This is a genomic window from Streptomyces sp. NPDC086549 (assembly GCF_044746205.1).
GTDB lineage: Bacteria > Actinomycetota > Actinomycetes > Streptomycetales > Streptomycetaceae > Streptomyces.
This window is the reverse complement of the sequence record NZ_JBIVBS010000001.1, coordinates 729,363-751,162: the sequence shown is the minus strand read 5'-3', so window position 1 is coordinate 751,162 and position 21,800 is coordinate 729,363. Positions and strand designations below refer to the sequence as shown.

Sequence of the window (21,800 nt, the reverse complement as noted above, 5' to 3'; positions counted from 1 at the left end):
CGTGGGATGGTGTCTGCCACGGCGCCCCCATCGGAAGGACCCGCACCATGCCCGGCTGGACCGCTCACGACATCCCCGACCAGAGCGGCCGCGTCGCCGTCGTCACCGGAGCCAACAGCGGCCTCGGGTACGTCACCGCGCGGGAGCTGGCCCGCAAGGGGGCCCGGGTGGTGCTCGCGTGCAGGAACGAGGCGCGGGGGCGGGAGGCCGTCGACCGGATCGGGGCCGAGGTGCCGGTGGCCCGGGTCGAGTTCGGGCGGCTGGACCTCGGGGACCTGGCGTCCGTGCGGGACTTCGCGGAGGGGTTCTCGTACGACCGCCTCGATCTGCTCGTGAACAACGCCGGGGTGATGGCACCGCCGTACGGGACGACGGCGGACGGGTTCGAGACGCAGTTCGGGGTCAATCACCTCGGGCACTTCGCCCTTGCCGGGCTGCTGGCCCCCACGCTGCTCGCGACGCCCGGTGCGCGGATCGTGACCGTGTCCAGCATGATGCACGCGCTCGCCAACATCGACATCAACGACCTCAACAGCGAGCGCCGGTACCGGCGTTGGATCGCCTACGCCCGCTCCAAGACCGCCAACCTGCTCTTCACGCACGAACTGGCACGCAGGCTGGCCGCGACCGAGGCGGACGTGGTCGCGGCCGCCGCCCATCCCGGGTACGCCGCCACCAACCTCCAGACCGCCGGGCCGCGGGCCGAGGGGCGCCGGGGAGCCGAGCGGCTGATGGAGGCCGGCAACCGCGTCCTCGCCCAGCCGGCGGAAGCGGGCGCCCTGCCCACGCTGTACGCGGCGACCGCCCCCGGCGCGCGGCCCGACTCCTTCTTCGGGCCGTCCTTCGCTATGTGGCGGGGCGCGCCGGCACCGTCCTGGCGCGCCTCGTGGACGCTCAACGACGAAGCGGGCGCGCGACTCTGGGACGCGTCCGAGCAGCTGACGGGGGTGACGTATGACGCCCTGAAGGCGTGACACGACCCCGCGCCCCCCTTCGCCCGAGGAGCAGCGCCGCTGACAGCCGGCGCGCTAGCTCGCGCGCACCTCGTAAGCCGCCACCCGGACGCTCTCGTCGTCCAGGCACTGTCCGGACTCCAGGTCGAAGCGCTGCTTCAGGAGCGGGGAGGCGACGAACGGGCGCCCCTGGTGGGTGCCGGTCAGGCCGCGGGAGAGGACCGCCGCGCCGCCGAAGGGGTCGCGGTTGTCGATGCCGTACAGGCGGCCCGCCCGGTCACGGAACAGGGCCACCTGGCGGCCGTCCGGCAGCAGTGCCGCCACTCCGCGGCCCGGGGTGAGCGCGCTCAGGTCGCAGACCGTGAACCAGTCCTCCTCCAGCCGCAGCCGGACCTTCAGGTCGGTCGTCTCGGGTGCCAGGGTCATCGCTGGGCGCTTCCTTCCAGGGGACGGTGGCCGATGGTCAGCAGTGGCAGGTCGGGCTTCATCTGGTCGCGCTCGGGGACGAAGCCGACGACCGGGTCGGGGGTGTCGGGGGCGTTCACGAAGGACACGAACCGGGCGAGCTTCTCGGGGTCGTTGATGGTGGTCGCCCACTCGTCGGCGTAGTGCGCCACGTGGTCGGCCATCAGGGACTCCAGCTCCTCGCAGATGCCGAGGGAGTCCTCCACGACCACGTCACGCACGTGGTCCAGGCCGCCCGGGATCCGCTCCAGCCAGGTGGAGGTGCGCTCCAGGCGGTCGGCGGTGCGGATGTAGAACATCAGGAACCGGTCGATCAGGCGGACCAGTTCGGCGTCGGACAGGTCCTGTGCGAGCAGGTCCGCGTGGCGCGGGGTGGCGCCGCCGTTGCCGCCGACGTACAGGTTCCAGCCGTTGGAGGTGGCGATCACGCCGAAGTCCTTCGACTGGGCCTCGGCGCACTCGCGGGCGCACCCGGAGACCGCCGACTTCAGCTTGTGCGGGGACCTGAGCCCCCGGTAGCGCAGCTCCAGGTCGATCGCCATGCGGACGGAGTCCTGGACACCGTAGCGGCACCAGGTCTGGCCGACGCAGGACTTCACCGTGCGCAGCGACTTGCCGTACGCGTGGCCCGACTCGAAGCCCGCGTCAACCAACCGCGTCCAGATCAACGGGAGTTGCTCGACGCGCGCGCCGAACATGTCGATCCGCTGACCGCCCGTGATCTTCGTGTAGAGGCCGAAGTCGCGGGCGATCTCCCCGATCACGATGAGCCCCTCGGGGGTGATCTCACCGCCCGGGATGCGCGGGACGACCGAGTACGAGCCGTTCTTCTGGAGGTTGGCGAGGAAGTGGTCGTTGCTGTCCTGCAGGGCCGCCTGCTCGCCGTCCAGGACGTAGCCGCTCGCGCCGATCGTGGGGGCGAGGGAGGCGATGATCGAGGCCACCGCCGGCTTGCAGACCTCGCAGCCGTCGCCGCTGCGGGCGGCATCCCGGCCGTAGCGGTCGAGCAGGTCCTGGTAGGTGTTGATGCGCAGCGCGAGGACGATCTCGTACAGCTCCTCGCGGGTCTGCGCGAAGCAGCCGCACAGGCCCTTGTCGACCTCGACGCCGCTCGCCTCCAGCTCGGCGGTGACCAGCTGGCCGAGCACCTTGACGCAGCTGCCGCAGCCCGTACCGGCCTTGGTGCACTTCTTGACCTCGGGCACGGTGGTGCAGGAGTGCTCCGTCACCGCACCGCGGATCGTGCCCTTGGTGACGTTGTGGCAGGAGCAGATGACCGCCTCGTCGGGGAGGGCGGAGGGGCCGAGCTGGACGGAGGCGCCCGCGCCGGCGGGCAGCACCAGGGACTCCGGCGAGACCGGAGGGACCGAGCCGGTGAACGCGCGCAGCGTGCCGTACGCCTCCGCGTCGCCGACCAGGATGCCGCCGAGCAGCGTGCCGTCCCGGCCGATGACCAGCTTCTTGTACAGACCCGCGCGGGAGTCGGAGTAGACGACGTCCAAGCAGTCCTCGGTCGTGCCGTGCGCGTCGCCGAAGGAGGCCACGTCGACGCCGAGGAGCTTGAGCTTGGTGGACAGGTCCGCGCCCGTGAACGCGGCCTCGTCCTTCGCGATGGTCGCCGCGGCCGTCTCCGCCTGCTCGTAACCGGGTGCCACCAGGCCGTACACCCGGCCGTCCGCCGCCAGCGCGCACTCGCCGATCGCGAACACATGCGGGTCGGTGACCGTACGGCACTGCTCGTCGACGGTGATGCCGCCGCGCTCACCGACCGCGAGGCCGCAGTCCCGAGCCAGCTGGTCGCGGGGGCGGACACCGGCGCTGAACACCACGAGGTCGGTGGCGAGTTCGGAGCCGTCGGACAGCTTCATGCCGGTGACCGCGCCGTCCTCGCCGACGACGATCTCCTGCGTGCCCACACCGGTGTGGACGGCCAGGCCCATGTCCTCGATCGTGCGCAGGAGCGCGGCGCCGCCGCCCTCGTCGACCTGCACCGGCATCAGGCGCGGCGCGAACTCCACGATGTGGCTGGTGAGTCCGAGGCCCTTCAGCGCGCCCGCGGCCTCCAGCCCGAGCAGGCCGCCGCCGACCACCGCGCCGGTCGTGGCGCGGGTCTTCGCGTACTCCTCGATCGCGAGCAGGTCCTCGATCGTGCGGTAGACGAAGCAGCCCTCGGCGTCCTTGTTCGGCACCGGCGGCACGAAGGGGTACGAGCCGGTGGCCAGGACGAGGACGTCGTAGTCGACGACGAGACCCGAGCGGGCGGTCACCCTGCGCGCCTCGCGGTCGATCGTCTCCGCCGGGTCGCCGACGTACAGCTCGATGCCGTGGTCCTTGATGAACTCCAGGTCGGTCATGGAGAGGTCCTCGGGCGTCTTCCCCGAGAAGTACGAGGTGAGCTGCACGCGGTCGTACGCCGGACGCGGCTCCTCGCACAGCACGACCACGCGGTGCGTGGCGGTCAGGCCGCGCTCGGCCAGCGCTTCGAGGAAGCGCTGGCCGACCATGCCGTGGCCGACGAGCACGATCGTGGGGCGGGGCGGGCCCCCGACGGTTGCGGTCGTGGACATCAGGAGCCTCCATCGTTGGTGAGCAGGTGGAGCAGGGGGCCGCCGTCGGACGGGAGCGGCTCTGCTCCCTCCCAGGCGCGGGCGAGCGCGCCGACGGTGCCGAGTTCGCCGACGAGGACCCCGCCGACCAGGCGGTCGTCGCGGACGACGACCTTGCGGTACGTGCCACGGGTGGCGTCCGTGAGCTGGACGACGTCGTCGCCGGGGAGCGGCTCGGTCTCGCCGAACGCGGCGAGGTCGAAGGGGGAGTCCGGCCCGGTCAGGGTGAGCCGGGTCAGGGAACGGGTGCCGGTGTAGCGGGCGCCGGACCGGCCGGCCAGCAGCTCGGCCAGTGCCTCGGCCTGTTCGAGCGCCGGAGTGGCCAGGCCGTACACCGTGCCGTCGTGCTGGGCGCAGTCACCGATGGCGTGGATGTGCGGGTCGGACGTACGGAGTTCGTCGTCGACGAGGATGCCCTTGTGGACGGCGAGTCCCGCCTCCTGGGCGAGGCCGGCCCGGGGGTGGATGCCGCAGGCGAGGACGACCAGGTCGGCGTCGAGGGCGTACCCGTCGGCCATCTCCACGGAGCGGACCGCGCCGCCGACGCAGCGCACGTCCCGCACCCGGCACTCGGTGTGCACCTCGACGCCGAGGTCCTTCAGATGCCGCAGCACGAGCCTGGACGCGTTCGGGTCGAGCTGGCGCTCCATCAGCCGTTCGGCCTGCTGGGCGAGGACCACCTGGGCGCCGCGCACGGCGAGCGCGCGGGCCGCGGACACGCCGAGCAGCCCGCCGCCGATGACGACCGCCCGCACACCGGGCCGTACCGCCTTGGACAGGCCCAGGCAGTCGTCCATCGTGCGGAAGGCGTGCACGCCCTCGGGCAGCACACGGTCGGGGGTGAACAGGCCGCGCAGGGGTGGCAGTACGGGGTTGGACCCGGTGGCCAGGACCAGCGTGTCGTATGCGATCTCCGTGCCGTCCGCGCAGTGCACGGTGCGCCGGTCGCGGTCGATGCCGGTGGCCTGGGCACGGGTCAGCTCCGCGGGCGCCGGGAGGGCGATCACCTCCGGGCTGTAACGGCCGGCCAGCACCTCGGCGAGCAGCACCCGGTTGTACGGGCGGTGCTCCTCCTCGCCGACGAGCAGCGCGGGCATGCCGAGCTCACCGAGCCGGCGGGCGAGACGTACGCCCGCGAGTCCGGCGCCGATCACCACCACACGCGTATTCGAGGTCATGTAACGCAGCGTGCGGTGCCGACGTTACCCGGTGGCATCACGGCTGTTTCCCGTGAGGAACGCTGCCCTCAGCGGGAGGGGCGAGCGGGTGTGAGGGTTCGGGACGCGGGCAGGTGCCCTCACCGGCTCCCGGCCAGGTGGGCTCACCGGCTCCCGGTCAGGTGCGCGAACACGACCACGTTGCCCTGGTAGCCGGTGGCCTTCGAGTAGCCCCCGCCGCAGGTGATCACCCGTAGCTCGGGGCGCCTGGCCGCACCGTACACCTTCTCGTCGGGGAAATTCCGGGCCTGGTAGACCTCGACCGCGTCGACCGTGAACACCGCGACGCCGCCGTCGCGCCGGTCCACCTCGACGGTGGCGCCCCGCTTCAGGGCGCCGAGGTCGTAGAAGACGGCGGGTCCTTCGGTGTTGTCGACGTGGCCCGCGACGATCGCGGTGCCGGTCTCGCCGGGGGTGGTGCCGGCCTCGTACCAGCCGGCGAGGTTCTTCTCGGCGGCGGGCGGGACGTCGAGGCTGCCGGACTTCGTCAGGGCGAGGCCCATCAGCGGGGCGTTCACCCGGATCGAGGGGATGTGGATGCGGGTGGGCGGGGAGGGCGGCAGCGCGGCGGTCGCGAGCCGTTCCTCGCCCGGATCCGGGCGGCCCTCGGCGACGGACGGCTGGGGCGGGGCGTGTGTTCCCGCGCCGCCTCCCAGCAGGAACACGCCGGAGGCCAGGGCGACCACGGTGACGGCGGCTATGGCGGTGTCGCCGATCCTGCTCATGCGAACCCCTCTCCGGGACGTGGCCCCCTACCCCCTCCGGGCCGCGAGGGGCGTCGGACCCGGAGGGGGTGGGGCTTGCGGTACCGGCTGACGGACAGCGGAGGGTGTCCGTCAGATCCCGTCGCCTCTCGCCCGGCGATGCAGGAGCCAGGTACCGCCCGCGGCGGCGACGGCAAGAGCCGCCACACCCACCGCGGTCTGTACGGGGTCGGGGCCCAGTGCGCCGCCGACCCCCGTCTTCACAACTCCGCGCGGCTGCACCTGTTCGTGCGCCGTGCTCAGCGTCACCACGAGGTCGCCCGTCACCTGCCGGCCGCCCACGGCACACTTCGCGACGATCTCGTACGTCCCCGGCTGCGCGCTCGGCGGCACCCGGAACTGGCCGATCGCGTCGCCCTCGTGCGTGCTGGGCGCCAGCATGAAGGGGCCCGCGCCCACCGCGCTGGCGTCACCCGCCGCCGACCCCCGCTCGCCGCACACCTTCGTGTTCACCGTGACCTGACCGCCCGGCACCGCGGTGGTGGGATACACCTCCAGGCTGCCGGCCGCCGAGGTCACCGCGACACCGCCGTACGCGGGCGCGGGCGCGGCGGCGAACCCCGCCGCGGCGACGGCGAGCGCGGTACCGGTCAGCATGCGGGCGGTGCGTCGCATGGTGCTCCCTCGAGTCGGACTGTCTCCGGGGGCACGGCCCGCGGCACCCCCATGTGCCGCCGAGTCGGTCGCGCCCCTGCCCTTCCGAGGTAAGTGGCACTCGGCCGCGCCCGCTTCCTGAGGAAGCGTCAGGAATGGGATGAACGGGTGTCCCCGGCCGCGTCCGTACGGGTTGCCGGTCGGGTGTTCCGGCAGGTCATGGGCGTGCGCCAGGCCACACACGGAAGGGAACACGAACGGCGTCGGCGGCGCGTGTGAACGGGTGACCGGGGTCAGGCAGGTGCTAGTCCGGCAGCCGCATCGCCAGTCCGGCCGGCACGATCTCCAGGGCGTAGGCGAACTTGTCGTCGCGGACCTTCACCGGGTCCGTGGTCGCCGCGACGGCGTCGGCGTAGGACTCGGCGAGGTGGTCGTGGCCGGCCGCGGCCTGCTGGGCGGCGGGCAGCAGGCGGTTGATGAACTCGGCTTCGGTCTCGCCGGAGCGGGCGACCGTGGTGAGCCAGGCGGCCTCCGTGCTGCTCATCCCGATCGTGTACGACAGCACCGCGTCGATCGCGCCGCTGGGCTCGGGGAAGCCGATCGCGGTGAACAGCGCGGCGAGCCGCTCGGAGAAGGCCATGAGGTTGGGGCCGAGGTAGGCGAGCCCGGCCTGGCCGAGGACCGAGGACAGCCAGGGGTGCCGCAGGGCCGTCGCACGGAAGGAGGTCGCGGCCTCGGTGACGGCGGCGCGCCAGTCCGGGCTGTCGGAGGGCGGTACGTGGATCTCGGCGGCGACCTCGTCCACGGCCAGCTCCATCAGCTCGTCCTTGGTGGCGACGTGCCGGTAGAGGGAGGTTGCGCCGGCGTTCAGGCGGGCGCCGAGCTTGCGCATGCTGAGCGCCTCGATGCCGTCCGCGCTCCCTGCTCAGCAGCGGCTACGCCGACGGGATGCCCGCCGACGCCCCGGAACAGGCCGAGCAGTCCGTCGCCGGCGCGTCGGCGACGGCCCACGGCGACGCGGGACTGGTCCACGCGGCCCGCGAGGCCTTCACCTCCTCGACGTCCACCTCCTTCGCGCTGAGCGCCCTCGGTGTCCTCGCCGCGGCGATCCTGGCCACGGTGGTGATGCGGGACGGCAAGCCGGAGCAGCCCGCCGAGTCCCGGGACCAGGAGCCGGCCGCCTGACCACAGCGCACACGACAAGGCCGGTGCCCCGACGGACACCGGCCTCTTGCGCTGCAGGGACGTCGACGACGGCGCGGACCGACGCGGCTCGCAGTCAGTCGAGTTGCAGCAGAGTTGCGCTGCCGCCCGGTGTCGCCGCGTCTCCCGGTGGCAGTGCCGTGGCATACAGGCGAACATCGCTGAGGCGGCCGTTGGCGTATTCGCCGTATGTGTTCTGGTAGAGGCGCCGACCGAACTGGACGGGGCCTGCCGCGTTCCACATGGTGCCGGTGTAGGCCTTGGTGGCCGACAGCCGGCCGTTGACATACAGCAGGAGCTGCCCGGCGTCCGCGTCGTAGACGCCGACGAGGTGGGTCCATTTGCCGGCCACGGCCTTGGCGCCGTAGGCGGCGGTGAAGGAGGCACTGGCGGTGTCGTCGTCGTGGCGGCCGAAGGCCCAGACCTGGGCGCCGGAGGAGTAGTAGAGCTGGAAGCCGTTGGCGGCGCCCACGGATGGGTCGTCGGACTGTGAGACGAACGTGGAGTTGTCGCCGGAGAGGGAGTTGAGCTTGACCCAGGCCGAGACCGTGAAGCTGCCGCTGGTGTCGACGCCCGGGTCTGTGGTGGCGGCGTAGCCAGTACTGCCGTTGAGGTTGAGCGTCGTCCCGCGGTCGGTGTCCGTGGCCCAGGATGCTCCGCCGGTCAGGGTGGCGGGCAGGTTGCCAACAGCGTCGGCGGCGGCGCCGTTGGCGTCGTCCAGCTTCCAACGGTGGGCGGCGGTGTCGGTGACGGTGCCCAGCCCCACGGGGTCGGCGAAGGCCGCGGTGGTCTCGGTCGGGGTGGCGCCGGGGTATTCGGTGAGCTGTCCCGCCGTGTCGGTGGCGTAGAGATCCGGCTTACCGTCGGGACCGCCGGTGGGGCTGTTGACGTCACCGGGGGAGGCCACGGTGGGAAAGTCGTGGGCTCGCAGCACCACCGGTAGCGCGGTGGCGGGGTATGTGCTCCAGTCGGCGGCGGTGCTGCTCGTCCAGTTCTGGGCTGCGCTGTTGTTGCACGTGTAGAGGCGTACCTGGGTGCCGTTGGTGGTGCTTGAGCCCGGATCGTCCAGGCACTTGCCGGACTGCGGATTCACCAGGCTGCCGGACGCGCCGGTGGTCCACTTCTGGGCCGCGCTGCCGCTGCAGGTGTAGAGCTGGATGAGGGTGCCGTTGTCCGTTGCGCCGCCGGTGACGTCGAGGCATTTACCGAGGACACGGAGAGAGCCGTCGTCGTGCAGGACCCACTTCTGGGCGGCGGAGCCGTTGCAGGCGTACACCTGGATCTTGGTGCGGTCGGCGGTGTGGGCGCCGGCGTCGTCCAGGCAGATGGTCCCCCCGCTTGTGGGTCGTACGGCGGAGGTGAGGGCGGTGCGTACGGGGGCGTGCAGCAGCTTGGGCAGCTGACCGTTGCCGTCGCTGCCGAGCGGGAAGGTGTAGACGGCGCCAGAGGCGTCGTCGCGGGCCCAGAGGGTGGGGGTTCCGCCGGTGACCTTGCCGTTGCCGTTGGCGTCCACTGTGAATGTGCCGCCGACCCGGCCGGGTGCGATCAGGGTCAGGCCCGACCAGTCGCCGTCGCCGAGCAGCCGGGGGTGTCCCATGTGGACTGTGCCGTAGGTCTGGTAGATCCACAGCTTGCCGTGTTCGACCGTGATGACGGCGGGGTGGTCGCTGTTGCCGTACACGTCTCCCGCGGCCACCAACTGCGTGATGTCCCATGGGGCCTTCGGATCGTACCCCGCGTCCGCGCAGCGAGCGGCAGGGACGGTGTCGGTGGACTCGCAGGGGTCCTTGGACACGGCTTCGTACCGGTGGTCGAGGAAACCGGGGAAGGTGGAGAAGGGTTCGTGCGGGAAGGCTCCGTCGTCCTTGGGGTCGAGGTCGTTCTGCACCACGTACAGCCGGTTGTTCTTACGGTTGTACGCCAACAGGTCGTCATGGGTGTCGCCGTGCAGGTTGCCGCGGTGGGCGATCAGGTAGTCCTTCCAGGTTCCGGCGGGGGCGTCGGCGGCGGTGGACACGATCACCGGGCCGGTGATCGCGGGCGGGGTACCGGTGACCGGGCCGTCCTGCGCCTGGGCGGGGGCCTGGGCGGGGTCGGTGTTGCCGGGGATGAGTTCGAGGTCGCCGGTGCTGGTGGTGGCGAGCAGGTCGGGGCTGCCGTCGCCGGTGATGTCACCGGGAGCGATCTTGGTCTTGGGGTTCCAGGGTGCGGTGAAGGTGTAGCCCGCGGGGCTCTGGGAGATGTTGCCCGCGCGGTCGACGGCAGCGACGTACAGGGTGTGGACGCCCCAGTTGGTCACCGGAACGGTGAGGGTGCCGGAGGCGGTGGTGCCGCTGGTGGAGGTCACCTTGGCGGTGTGGCCGGTGGTGGCGGTCGGCTGGCTGTCCAGTTGCCACAGGAAGTGGTCGATGCCGCTGGATTTGCAGCCGGCCGGGTCGCAGGTGTCGGCCGGGGTGTTGTCGGCGGCGGTGACGGAGAAGTCGGTGGTCACGTCGCTGCCCGCATAGGTGTCGCCGGCTCCGCCGCCGACGGACGGGAAGTGCGGGTTGTCGGCGATGGCCGGAGTCTGCGGCGGGGTGAAGTCGGTGTCGAACCAGCAGTGGTCGCTGACCGGGGACTGCATGTGGATGGACGAGTTGTCCCGGGCGTAGACGTCCCAGCCGTATTCGTGGCCGTCCTTGAGGGTGAAGCCGATGGATGCGTCGGCGTCGCCGCCGGAGGCCGTCGAGTCGCTGACCCGGTCGGGCTTGTCCACGGGGTTGCCGCTGGAGTCGAGGTCGGTGCGGTCCCAGACGTGGTAGTGGGCCTGCGCGTGTTCACCCTTGATGTGGGTGATGACGATGGAGTGCAGCTGGACGTTGCTGCCTGCGTCGTCGTACGTGGTGGCGCCGATCCAGCCGACCGCGCCACTGCCGGTCACGCAGTCGCCGTCGGCGCCGAGCGGCTTGGGCGTGGTGCGCAGCTTGGTGGGGGTGTCCGGTGGGATGTCGAAGTTGGTGACGAGGCTGAGGGTCTGGGACATACGCAGGTAGTCGTCGTTGGAACTGGACGTGGACTCGTTGCCGAACAGGCCGATCGTCCACGTGCTCTTGTTGCCGTCGGCGATCTGCTGGATCTGTTTGTCGACGCGGAAGCGGGCCGTGCTGTTGCTGCAGTTGGTGTTGGCGCCGCTGGGGACGGTCGTCTTCACGGCGGGGTAGCCGTTGTCGTCGAGGGTTTCGGGCTGGTGTTTCCAGTCCGTGTCGGAGCTGATGGGACCGGTGCTGTGCAGGGTGATCGGCTGGTCGTGGGAGCAGTCGAGGCTGGCCGCGTAGGTGGTCTTGACCGTGACCTCGGCTTCGATCACGTGCATGGCCGGGTCCAGGCCGCTGGTATTGACCGCGTAGTAGGAGCGTTCCAGACCGATGCCGCAGGCACCGCCCCAGCGCTGGTAGCCGACGCCCTCGCCGTTGGTCTGCGGCTTGTTGTACTGCGGGGCGTCGGAACAGGCGGAGCTGGAGTACACCTCATCGAAGGCACCGGATTTGCTGTTCACGGGATCGTCGAACGGGTCGATGTAGACGGGATAGTGCGTGCCCGAGCCGTCGAGCAGTGACGTATCCGGAGCCAGCGTGATGGTGCCGGAGGTGGTGCTCATGGGCACCTGGCCGACCTGGGCACCGGTGCCGGGACCCGTCACGGAGGACGTGTCCGCAGGGTCCGAGGAACCGGCGGCGGCACGCGCGAGGGACGCGGTCCTGAGGCGTGTCTGGGTGCCGGTCGGCGAACTGCTGCTGGAATCCCACATCAGCGGAGGCGGACTTGTGTAGGACACCGAACCGTCGCGGGCGGTCGCCGTCATCCCGCCGGCAGCGGTGGGCGAAAGGTCCAGCCCGTCGGTGTCCGTTGCCACGGCAAGTCTGCGGACCCGCGGATCAGCGGCGGCCTTCGCGTCGTGGACCACCAGGACATCGCTGAAACCGCCCTGATCCGTCACGGAGACCGACAGATCGACGCCGGGCAGCACAGAGGTATAGAGCGCTGTGTTGCCCCCGACCTGAGGTGCCGGCAGGGCGAACGGCATGGTCAGGCTCATGCGGTGTCCCGCTGGATCGGTGAGCGTCGCCAGTGGCCCGTTGCCTCCGCCCGAGAGACGTACTCCGCTGAGCGTGGCCTTGGGGGAGTAGGTGCCGTCGGCGTTGGCGGCGAGAGTGGCGTCCACCGGCACCCAGTCGCCGTCCTGACGCACTCGTACCGGCAGCACGGACGAGGTTCTGGTGAAGGAGCCGTCCGGCTCAGCGGCCACGGTGCCGGTCTCACTGGTCAGCGCGTCCACCGGAACGGAAGTGCCGCCCGCAATGGCCTGTGCCTGGGCGGCGAGCAACGGGTCGGAGGTGTCCACAGGATCGTCGGCAGCGAACCCGGCGGCGGGGACCACCAGTCCGGTGAGCAGCAGCGTGGCCACTGCGGGCAACAGCGCGAGTCTGCGGACGGACGACGGCAGCACGACAGAGCTCCTTCACACGACGGCACGACAGACACTTCAGGAAGCGGCTCGCTGGGCGTTGGTCAGGAAGCCAGCGACGGCGTGCGACGGTGAGGGTCGCTTCCCCCGTCACAGAACGTACACAGGAAAGGCCAAAAGTAATCACACACTTGTCATGGCATTGGCAAAAAGTCTTGATGATCGGTCAAATCGCTTCCTAGCCTCCCGTCCTGGATCACGCCGACCACGTGACCTTGCAATCAACGGACCATCAAGTCCGTGTCATACGGGGGGACTTCTCACGTGGATGTGCGGAGGACGCTGACGTTCGTCTCGGCACTTGTCGCTGCCATGGCGCTGCTCGTGACCGGGGCGGTCGCCAAGGACGGCATCGGTCCGTATGTCTTCCACGGCAAACTCTGGGACCCGAAACCGCTGCCTGTCACACCAGGGGTGGGCAAGCATGCGTTGCGTCGCCCGCAGACGGTCCAGCCCTGGGGCTACCGCGCTCTCACCCGCTATCAGGCCGCGTCCAAGCCGACCTGGCCGAAGGCCGGTTCCCGTACGGTCGCGCTGGACGAGAAGCCGGTCAAGGCGGGCTCGCTGCCCCTGTGGGTGGCGTCCGCCGACAAGGCGACCAAGACGGCTAAGAACGCCAAGGCGGCCAAGGCGAATCAAGCAGACGGCGAGAAGGTACATATCCAACTCGCCTCCCGAACACAGGCGTTGCGGGCAGGCGCCGATGCCGGCTTGCTGGTGGGCCTGGGGCGCACGAAGTCCCCCACCGCCAAGGTCCGTGTCGTCATCGACTACTCGTCGGTCGCCAAGGCCTACGGCGGCGGATACGGCTCCCGCCTCACCCTCACGCGCCTCCCGGCCTGTGCCCTCACCACGCCTGAACAGCCTGCCTGCCGTACCCGGACGCCCCTGAAGTCCACCAACCGGGCCACCGCCGACCAGCTCACCGCAACGACCACCGCCGGCTCGGCGATCGCCGTGACCTCGGGCAGCCGCGGCTCCCAGGGCGACTACTCCGCCACCTCCCTGAGCCCCTCAGGAACGTGGCAGACCAGTGGCACCGGCGCGTACACGTACTCGTACCCGATCGACGTACCCGGCGCCGTCGGTGACACCGGACCGTCGGTCGCGCTGTCGTACGACTCGCAGACCGTGGACGGCGAGACCTCCGCCCGCAACTCCCAGGCCTCGTGGATCGGCGACGGCTGGGGCTACCAGCCCGGGTTCGTGGAGCGGACGTACCGTTCCTGTGGCTCGCTCCTCGACTCGGACGGCAAGAAGATCCTCAAGGGCTCCGGCGACGAGTGCTGGGGCGGCGACAACGCTACCGTCTCTTTCGGATCCCATTCCGGCCGTCTCGTACCCACCACGTCTTCCGGAGCGCCCGGCGAAATAAAGGAGTTCAGACTCGAGGGTGACGACGGCACCGTGGTGCAGGAGCTCTCGGGCGCCGCCAACGGCCTGCACGACGGCGTCTACTTCCGGGTCCTCACCACCGACGGCACCGCCGCCTACTTCGGCGCCGATCACGCCCCGAGCGCACCCGGCACCTCCGGTACCGCCTCGTCCACCTCCGGCGACGACACCACCCACGCCGCCTGGGGCGTCCCGGTGCTGCACCCCCGCTCCTCCGACCCCTGTCACAGCGACACCGACGGCAAGAAGTCACGCTGCGACAAGGCCGAGGGCTGGCGCTGGAACCTCGACTTCGTCGTCTCGCCCAGCGGTTTCGTCCAGCGCTACGACTACTCCACCGAGACCGGCTACTACGACCTCGGCGGCGGTCAGGCGGCGAAGACCAGCGACACGGACGACACCGGAACCCTCACCTCGTACACCCGCGGCGGCACGCTCACCTCGATCTCGTACGGCTACACCCTGGACGACGAGCAGGCCGGCCACACCCCGGCGGCCCAGGTGGTGTTCACGTCCAAGCAACGCTGCCAGACCACGTCGTCCTTCACCGACTGCTCGGCCGGGAACCTCGACGACAACACGGCCCCGCACTGGCCGGACGTGCCGTGGGACCTGCACTGCGACTCGACCGACAAGACGAAGCTGCCCGATGACGCGACCAAGGTGCCGACGGACGTCTGCATCGTCTCGTCACCCACCTTCTGGACCACCACCCGGCTGGACAGCATCACCACCAAGGTCCACGTCAAGGACGGCTCGACCGACAAACTGATCCCGGTCGACAGCTACGACCTCGGGCAGGTGTACTCCGACGCGGGCGGCGCCGTCGACCCGGTCACGGGCACCACCGTCGACCCCAAGGACGCCGGTTCGCTCCAAGCCGTGCTGTGGCTGCAGTCCATCAAGCACACCGGCAAGGACACCTACAACAACGGCAACAGCGACATCACGCTGAACCAGGTCTCCTTCACCGGCACCGAGATCGACAACAGAGTCGACGACGACTCCCCGTCCGCCCCGCCGCTCTACCGGCCCCGCATCGCCAACGTGCAGACGGAGACCGGTGAGTCGATCACCGTCGAGTACAACCAGAACCCGTGCGTCGGCAAGAAGCTGGACATCAAGGCCGCCGACACCAACACCAACTTCTGCTATCCCGTGTACTGGACGGTGCCCGGCGACTCCAAGCCGATCGCCGACTGGTTCAACAAGACCACCGTCCACAGCGTCACCGTCGCCGACCTGACCGTTGCCGCCCAGTACAACCCGGATTCGTCCAAGATCCCGGCCGGCTCCGAGGCCCAGGTCTCCACCTACTCCTACTCCGGTCCGGCCTGGCACCGAGACGACTCCGACTTCACCGACGACCAGTACCGCACCTGGGACCAGTTCCGCGGCTTCCGCACCGTCACGGTCCGCACCGGTAAGGCGCCCGAGCCGGTCACCCAGCTCACCACCACCTACCTGCAGGGCATGGACGGCGACTACAAGGCCGACGGCAGCCGCCGTTCGGTCAGCGTGGACGCCACCGTCGGCGGCAAGACGGTCGAGACAGTCGCCGATGCCGATCAATTGGCGGGCACCGCCCTGCAGTCGGACACCTACACCGCTTCCGGCGGCAAGGTGAACGGGTCCACCGTCAGCGGTCCGTTCACCTACACCACCACCGCCCACGCCGACCGCACCCCATGGACCGGCTGGACGCAGGAGGACAACCCCGGCGACAGCAAGCCGGCCACCTCCTCCCTGCCCGACCTGACCGCACGCCGGATCCAGTCGAGCCAGAGCCACGGCTACGCGCCGCTCGCCGACGGCACCTGGCGGCACACCCGCACCGATGCGGCCTACGACGACCAGGGCCGCGTCCAGTCCGTCGACGCACACGGTGACGTGTCCGTGGCCGCGCAGGAGAAGTGCACGACCGCGGACTACGCCTCCCCGGCTTCCTCGGCCGGCAACAGCATGCTGCTGGCCTACCCGTCCCGGATCACCACCGTCTCCGGCCCGTGCGGCACCAAGCCCGGCACCGACACCCTGCTCAGCGACAAGAAGATCTACTACGACGGCGACGGATCCATCACCGACCTCGGCGCCTACGGCACACTCACCCACCCGCACGTCACCGGCACCCAGATCGCCACCGGCTACGGCAGCGACGGCACCGAGAGCTGGCGCACCACCAGCGGCATCGCCTACGACGGCGCCGGCCGCGCCACCGACACCCTGGACGCCACCGGCAAGGGCGCGCACACCGACTACCTGCCGAAATGGAGCGGCGCGGGCGGCACCACCAACCCGACCAGCATCGTTTCCACCAACCAGAAGCAGTGGAAGGTCACGTCCACTCTCGATCCGCTGCGGGGCCTGACCACCGAGAACATCGACGCCAACAGCCGCGTCACCGACATCACCTACGACGCCCTCGGCCGCCGTACCGCCGTCTGGCTGCCCGGACGCGACAAGGCCACGCAGAGCGCGGACATGCAGTTCGCGTACTCCATCAACCCCGGTGCCGTTCCCGCCCCCGGCGGCACGATCACCCAGCCTGGAGACCCGTCCTCGGTCACCACGCGTACCCTGCGCGAGGACGGCTCCTACTCGACGTCGATCAGCATCTACGACGGGATGCTGCAGCCCCGGCAGACCCAGACGACCGCCGACGGCGACTCGGACTCCGGCCGCATCATCTCCGACACCTTCTACGACTCCCACGGCTGGGCATCCGCCTCCTACGCCCCCTACTCCGAGCCGGGCCACGTCCCCTCCACCACGCTGTACGCGGCCAACGAGAACGAGATCCCGGCCGAGACCACGACCACGTACGACGGCCAGGGCCGCGCCACCACCGGCACGCTGTGGCACCAGGCCGTCAAACAGTGGAGCACCGGGACGACATATCCGGGCGCGGACGAGACCGACACGACCCCGCCGGCCGGCGGTTCGGCGACCGCGACGTTCACCAACGCGCTCGGCCAGACCGTGAAGTCCGTGGTGAAGAACACCGACGCCACGACGACCCTCAAGGGCGGCAGCGTCATCCCGTCCGGCACCTCGCTGACCTCCAGCAGCGTCCGCCTGACCATGCAGGCCGACGGCAACCTGGTCCTCACCGCGCTCAACACGGGCAAGAGTCTCTGGTCCAGCAACACGGCTGGAAATCCCGGTGCCTACGCCCAGTTCGGCACGGACGGAAACCTGGCTGTCTACACCGCCTCCGGCACGTCCAAGTGGAGCACGGGCCTGACCGCGACGACGGGCGCCACCTTCCAGGTCCGGGCCGACTCCACCGTCGCCGTCGTCAGCAGCGACGGCAACTCGACACCGTGGACGCAGGGCACGGCAGGCGCGGTCCCGGCCGCCGACGCCACCACCCGCTACACCTACACGCCCGCCGGACGGGTGGAGTCGGTCAGCGACAGCGCCGGCAACAACTGGTCCTACAAGTACGACCTGCTCGGCGAGAAGACGACCCAGAGCGACCCCGACGCCGGTACGACGACCTTCGACAAGTACGACGTCATGGGCAACCTGCTCCAGACCGCCGATTCCCGCGGACAGACGCTGTCGTACGCCTATGACTGGGACAACCGGGTCACCGCGGAGTACACCGGCCCGTGGTCGGCGACGCCAGACCCGGCGAAGCAGCTGACCTCGCGCCTCTACGACACGCTCGCCAAGGGTTATGCGACCTCCTCGACCCGCTACGTGGGTGGGGCGAGCGGCAAGGCGTACACGGAGGCCGTCACCGGCTACAACACGGCGTACCAGCCGCTGGGCTCGACGCTCACCGTGCCCTCCGCCGACGGTTTCCCCGGGACGGCGGGCAAGGACAGCGGCACGGTCACCTACACCCTGAGCTCCTCCTACACCCCGAACACGGGCCTGCTGTGGACCACCGACTACAAGGCTGACGGCGGGTTGCCCGCCGAGCGCGTCGGCTACGGCTACACCCTGCAGGGCATCCTGGACGGCTTCGGCGGCGACATAAGTGTCTCCAACACCCCCTCCTACCTCGACGGTACGGTCCACGACCCCTTCGGCCGGGTCCTGCGGGCCAACTACGGCCCCGTCGGCAAGGAACTGGCCACCTTCGCCCAGTACGACGCCACCACCGGCCGCACCACGCAGACCAGCAGCATGGTGCAGACCTCCGCCACGGCTCTGGACGTCGTCAACTACCGCTACAACCAGGCAGGCGAGCTCACCGCCACCGATGACCTGCAGAACAACACCACGCACGACATCCAGTGCTTCACCTACGACTCCTTCCAGCGGCTGACGGCCGCCTGGACGGACACGGCAGGCATCACGGACTCGGGCAGCGCACCCGTGGGCGCGGTGGGCGGCTGCACGACGGCCTCGGTGCAGACCAGCACCGCGCCGGTGAAGACGAAGACGGTCGGAGGCCCGGCACCCTACTGGCAGACGTACACCTACGACCTGCTCGGCGACCGCACCGGCATGGTCGACCACGACACCAGCGGCAACGCACTCGCGGACACCACCCAGACCACGACCTACCCGGGCACGGACGGTACGACCACCGTCACGCACCCCAACCAGGCAGGCGCGACCACAACGGCCAACCCCGTCACGGGCACGGCCACCCAGACCCCGTCGTACACGGACACAGGCGGCAAGAACGCCGGCAACACGCTCAGCCGCGCGACGAAGACGACCGGGCCGCTCACCACCGCCTTCACCCTCACCGGCGGCGGCAAGCTGTGCGTGGAGGAGACCGGCTCCGGAGCGAAGGTCGAGATCAACACCTGCAGCTCCTCCTCGACCGCCCAGAAGTGGGCGATCGGCACGGACGGCACGGTGAAGGCGGGCGGGTTCTGCCTCGACACCGCGGGCAACGCCACCACGACCGGCACGGGCGTCGTCGCGGACACCTGCTCCACCGACACCACCCAGAAGTGGCGCCTGACGACCACCGGCACCCTGGTCAACGCGGCCAAGAGCACCCTGTGCCTGACCGATCCGAGCGCGAGTGCCACCAAGGGCACCCAGCTGACGCTGACCACCTGCGGTGGCAAGGGGCAGACCTGGTCGACGATCGAGACGGGCGCGCTCCCCGCCGGCCAGACGCAGACGTTCACCTACGACGCCGAGGGTCGCACCGCCACCGTCTCGACCCCGTCCGGCACCACCGACCGCACCAGCAAGTACCTGTACGACGCGGACGGCAACCTGCTGGAGCAGTCCGCGTCGGTGGGCGGAACGGACAAGTCCCGCATCCTCTACCTCTTCGGTGGCGCCGAGCAGCTGACGCTGGACGTGTCGGCCAAGACTTGCACGGGCCTGCGGTACTACACCGGGCCCGACGGCACGACGATCACCCGCTCCAGCACCGGCACGGTCACCTACCAGGTCGCGAACGGTCAGGGCACGGCCACGACGGCCGTGGACGCCTCGACCCTGGCGGTCACCCGCCGCTCCTACGACCCGTACGGCAACCCGCGGGGCACCACCCCGTCCACCTGGGTGGCACCCGACGAGAACCACGGCTTCCTTGGCAAGCCCGATGACACCACGACGGGCCTGAACCTCCTGGGCGCCCGCAACTACGACCCCACCCTGGGCCGCTTCCTCACCGTCGACCCCCTCTTCGAGGTCGGGGACCCCAACCAGATGGGCGGCTACACCTACGCCGGCGACAACCCGGCGTCGGGCAGCGACCCGACGGGCACCATCAAAGTCAACTCCGACGGCACTCAGTGCAGCGGCGGCTGGAAGAAATGCGGTCCGGGAACTGGTGGCGGAGGTGGCACCTCAACAAACGGAGGCACCACCAAGACCTCCAGCGGCAACAGCGGTAACCGCGGCGGCACGGGTGGCAGCCGCTGTAACCAGGCAGCCAAGTTCGCCTGCGACGTATCCAACGCACAGCACGACACGACCCCTCCGCCGACCGCGGGTCAGGTCGTCGATGTCCTGGGGCTGTCCGTAGTGAGCTACGCGATCGCCATCAGCTTCTCGGCCTGCGAGATCGACACGGCGTTCTGGGCGAGCTATGCCTGCATCACGGGTGCTGGAGAGGCCTTCACCGCTGCGTGCTCGGGAATCATGGGTGACTGCGGGCCCGGAGGCGCGGGAGGGCGCGGCGAGGAGGCCGGCGACGACTCTCCCAGGCGCACTACCGCGGCAGAAGCGGCAGGCGCCGACGCCAAGGCCGTCGACGAAGCCGCAGCCACTTCGGCCGGCGATCTGGTCAGCCTGAAGCGGGTGAACGCCAAGGCCCAGGCTGAGAAAGCCGCGAGAGACGCGGACGCGGCGGCAGCCCGCCCGAGCGAACCGGACACCGGTTCATCGGGGACAGAGACCGCCAAGGCCGGGAAACCCAGCAGGTGCAGTTTCTCGCCCGATACGCCCGTCCTGATGGCCAAGGGCGAGACCAAGCCGATCGGCAAGATCAAGGCTGGCGACAAGGTCGAAGCGGCCGATCAAAAGACGGGCAAGCACGTAGGCGCCCGCACGGTCCAACACGTGTGGATCAACCACGACCACGACCTGCTCGACCTCACGATTCGCGCCAAGGGCGGCCACACCGCCACCATCCACACCACCGCCAACCACCCCTTCTGGGACGACACCACTCACACCTGGGTCCCCGCCGGCAAACTCCACCACGGCGACGCCCTCAACACCCCCACCAACCACCACGCCTACGTCGTCGCCACCCACCCAACCCCCGGCGCCGCCAACCGCTGGAACCTCACCGTCCGGCAACTCCACACGTACTATGTTGTGGCGGGCAGCGTCCCGATCTTGGTCCACAACGCTTGTGGGCCCGATCCGAGACCTGGCCCAGCTCAAGATGGACATACGCTAGAGGATTACGCCAACGCAAATCGCGGACATAATCAGGCGACAACCCCTGACTTTGTCACGGAGTACACGTCACCTTCTGGAAGGTCCTATTGGGGGCGCACCCAGGGAGATACTGAAATTGAACCGGGAAGTGCGCTCGATGACGTCCTGGGTGCCAATGGGCGTGATACCTGCTCGGAGATCTGCGCTATGAATGAGGCGCAGAAAGCAGAAGGTGATTCGGCTATATTCGGCGGATCTTTTAGAACGCTGCGAGTAAGGCCCCTAGGGTCTCCATTGGAGAGTGGTGTGCCATTCGACCCGTGCGAGGAATCGTGTCAGGTCGTGATCAGGAAAACATTCGGGACGTGGAGCAATTGAGCGGAATGTTCGGAGACGGCGATCCTTCAGTCGTGAGGGCTTTGGTTGCAGCTGGATGGTTTCCGCATAGGCGAATTGACATTACTTCCTCGGTTAATTTGCTTGAGGGGGTCGGGTTCCAGTTGAATGGAACCGCCCTTCGGGTATGGGAAGAATTCGGGGAATTGGCGATCAAAAGCTCCGCAGCTCGTGTTCCTGCATCGTCCCTACGGGTCGATCCGGTGGACGCCTGCATCGATGCCCTAGACGAAGCTGTCCTGTTGTCTCAACGACTTGGCCAGAACTACTCGCCCCTCGGAATGTGGTCCGTGCAATTTAGGTCTTATATTGCGGCTGACGGTAAGGTTATTGCCGTGGGGACGCACACCATTTGGGAGTTGGGTTCGAGCTTTACTGAGGCGGTGACCTACGTGGTCACCGGCGGAGAAGATCGGGCGCATCGGGCTGATTGGTTGCCCTGAGTCCGAATCTGATATCTACTGTGCATGGTCGGGGGAACTCCGGAACCCATGAAAGCGTGGCGTCCAATTATCAGTGGTGGAGCAAAGCGCGCAGCTCGGATCCGCGCACTAGAGGCGAATGGGCATCTTCTCGAGGTGCAGGACCAATGGGCGAGGCTTTGCGATGAAAATGGACTCTTTGGAGACCAAGGTGACTTTCTCATCAGTGTTGGTGGTATAGGCGCCGCGAAAGCTCCATGGGCTTACGTTCAGCGCGCCAGTTCGATGAGTTTGGCTCAGTGGCTCGGTTCCGTTGAAGGGGAGCCGGAGTTCGTTGCGATGTCTCTCGATGGTCGCGTTTCATGCGGAGTGACAACTGAGGAATATGAGGTCTGGATTATTACCGGGTGACACTGCAGAGGCTCCACCAGATTTGTTTTGGTGGGGCCTCTGCAGTGTCTGACG

At 69.4% G+C, this 21,800-nt stretch carries 11 protein-coding genes; 4 read left to right on the top strand and 7 right to left on the bottom strand.

Going from position 1 to position 21,800, the window contains the following annotated elements; translation table 11 throughout:
- Positions 1–47 precede the first annotated feature (47 nt).
- Positions 48–974 (top strand): oxidoreductase, encoded by a 927-nt coding sequence (locus ACIPSA_RS03470; RefSeq protein WP_402628286.1) that lies wholly within the window; start codon positions 48–50, stop codon positions 972–974.
- A gap of 54 nt (positions 975–1,028) precedes the next feature.
- Here the strand turns inward: ACIPSA_RS03470 and nirD are convergent, their stop codons facing one another.
- From nirD to ACIPSA_RS03440, 6 genes are all read right to left on the bottom strand, one after another.
- Positions 1,029–1,379 carry a nitrite reductase small subunit NirD gene (gene nirD / locus ACIPSA_RS03465; protein WP_402628284.1) on the bottom strand — a complete coding sequence of 117 codons (351 nt, stop codon included), beginning with the start codon at positions 1,377–1,379 and terminating at the stop codon, positions 1,029–1,031.
- Positions 1,376–3,985, bottom strand: coding sequence for a nitrite reductase large subunit NirB (nirB, locus tag ACIPSA_RS03460; RefSeq protein ID WP_402628282.1), 2,610 nt, complete (start codon positions 3,983–3,985; stop codon positions 1,376–1,378). The genes nirD and nirB overlap by 4 nt, the downstream gene beginning before the upstream one ends.
- Entirely contained in the window at positions 3,985–5,202 is a 1,218-nt protein-coding gene (locus ACIPSA_RS03455) for an NAD(P)/FAD-dependent oxidoreductase (RefSeq protein ID WP_402628280.1), read from the bottom strand. The genes nirB and ACIPSA_RS03455 overlap by 1 nt, the downstream gene beginning before the upstream one ends.
- A 143-nt stretch (positions 5,203–5,345) precedes the next feature.
- Positions 5,346–5,966, bottom strand: coding sequence for a class F sortase (locus ACIPSA_RS03450; protein ID WP_402628278.1), 621 nt, complete (start codon positions 5,964–5,966; stop codon positions 5,346–5,348).
- A gap of 111 nt (positions 5,967–6,077) precedes the next feature.
- Positions 6,078–6,620 carry a hypothetical protein gene (locus ACIPSA_RS03445; protein WP_402628277.1) on the bottom strand — a complete coding sequence of 181 codons (543 nt, stop codon included), beginning with the start codon at positions 6,618–6,620 and terminating at the stop codon, positions 6,078–6,080.
- Between the two features lie 283 nt (positions 6,621–6,903).
- Complete coding sequence (locus ACIPSA_RS03440) at positions 6,904–7,491, bottom strand: TetR/AcrR family transcriptional regulator C-terminal domain-containing protein (protein ID WP_402628275.1); 588 nt, start codon at positions 7,489–7,491, stop codon at positions 6,904–6,906.
- Between the two features lie 56 nt (positions 7,492–7,547).
- Between ACIPSA_RS03440 and ACIPSA_RS03435 the strand changes: the two genes are divergently transcribed.
- Positions 7,548–7,784, top strand: coding sequence for a hypothetical protein (locus ACIPSA_RS03435; protein WP_402628274.1), 237 nt, complete (start codon positions 7,548–7,550; stop codon positions 7,782–7,784).
- A gap of 94 nt (positions 7,785–7,878) precedes the next feature.
- Here ACIPSA_RS03435 and ACIPSA_RS03430 read toward each other — a convergent pair whose 3' ends face one another.
- Positions 7,879–12,288 (bottom strand): ricin-type beta-trefoil lectin domain protein, encoded by a 4,410-nt coding sequence (locus ACIPSA_RS03430; RefSeq protein WP_402628272.1) that lies wholly within the window; start codon positions 12,286–12,288, stop codon positions 7,879–7,881.
- Between the two features lie 282 nt (positions 12,289–12,570).
- Between ACIPSA_RS03430 and ACIPSA_RS03425 the strand changes: the two genes are divergently transcribed.
- Both ACIPSA_RS03425 and ACIPSA_RS03420 read left to right on the top strand, forming a co-directional pair.
- Positions 12,571–20,895 carry a ricin-type beta-trefoil lectin domain protein gene (locus ACIPSA_RS03425; RefSeq protein ID WP_402628270.1) on the top strand — a complete coding sequence of 2,775 codons (8,325 nt, stop codon included), beginning with the start codon at positions 12,571–12,573 and terminating at the stop codon, positions 20,893–20,895.
- The gene (locus tag ACIPSA_RS03420; RefSeq protein WP_402628269.1) at positions 20,883–21,356 is read left to right on the top strand and encodes an SUKH-3 domain-containing protein; all 474 of its coding nucleotides are present in this window, start codon (positions 20,883–20,885) and stop codon (positions 21,354–21,356) included. Before ACIPSA_RS03425 ends, ACIPSA_RS03420 begins: the two co-directional genes overlap by 13 nt.
- The last annotated feature ends 444 nt before the right edge of the window (positions 21,357–21,800 follow it).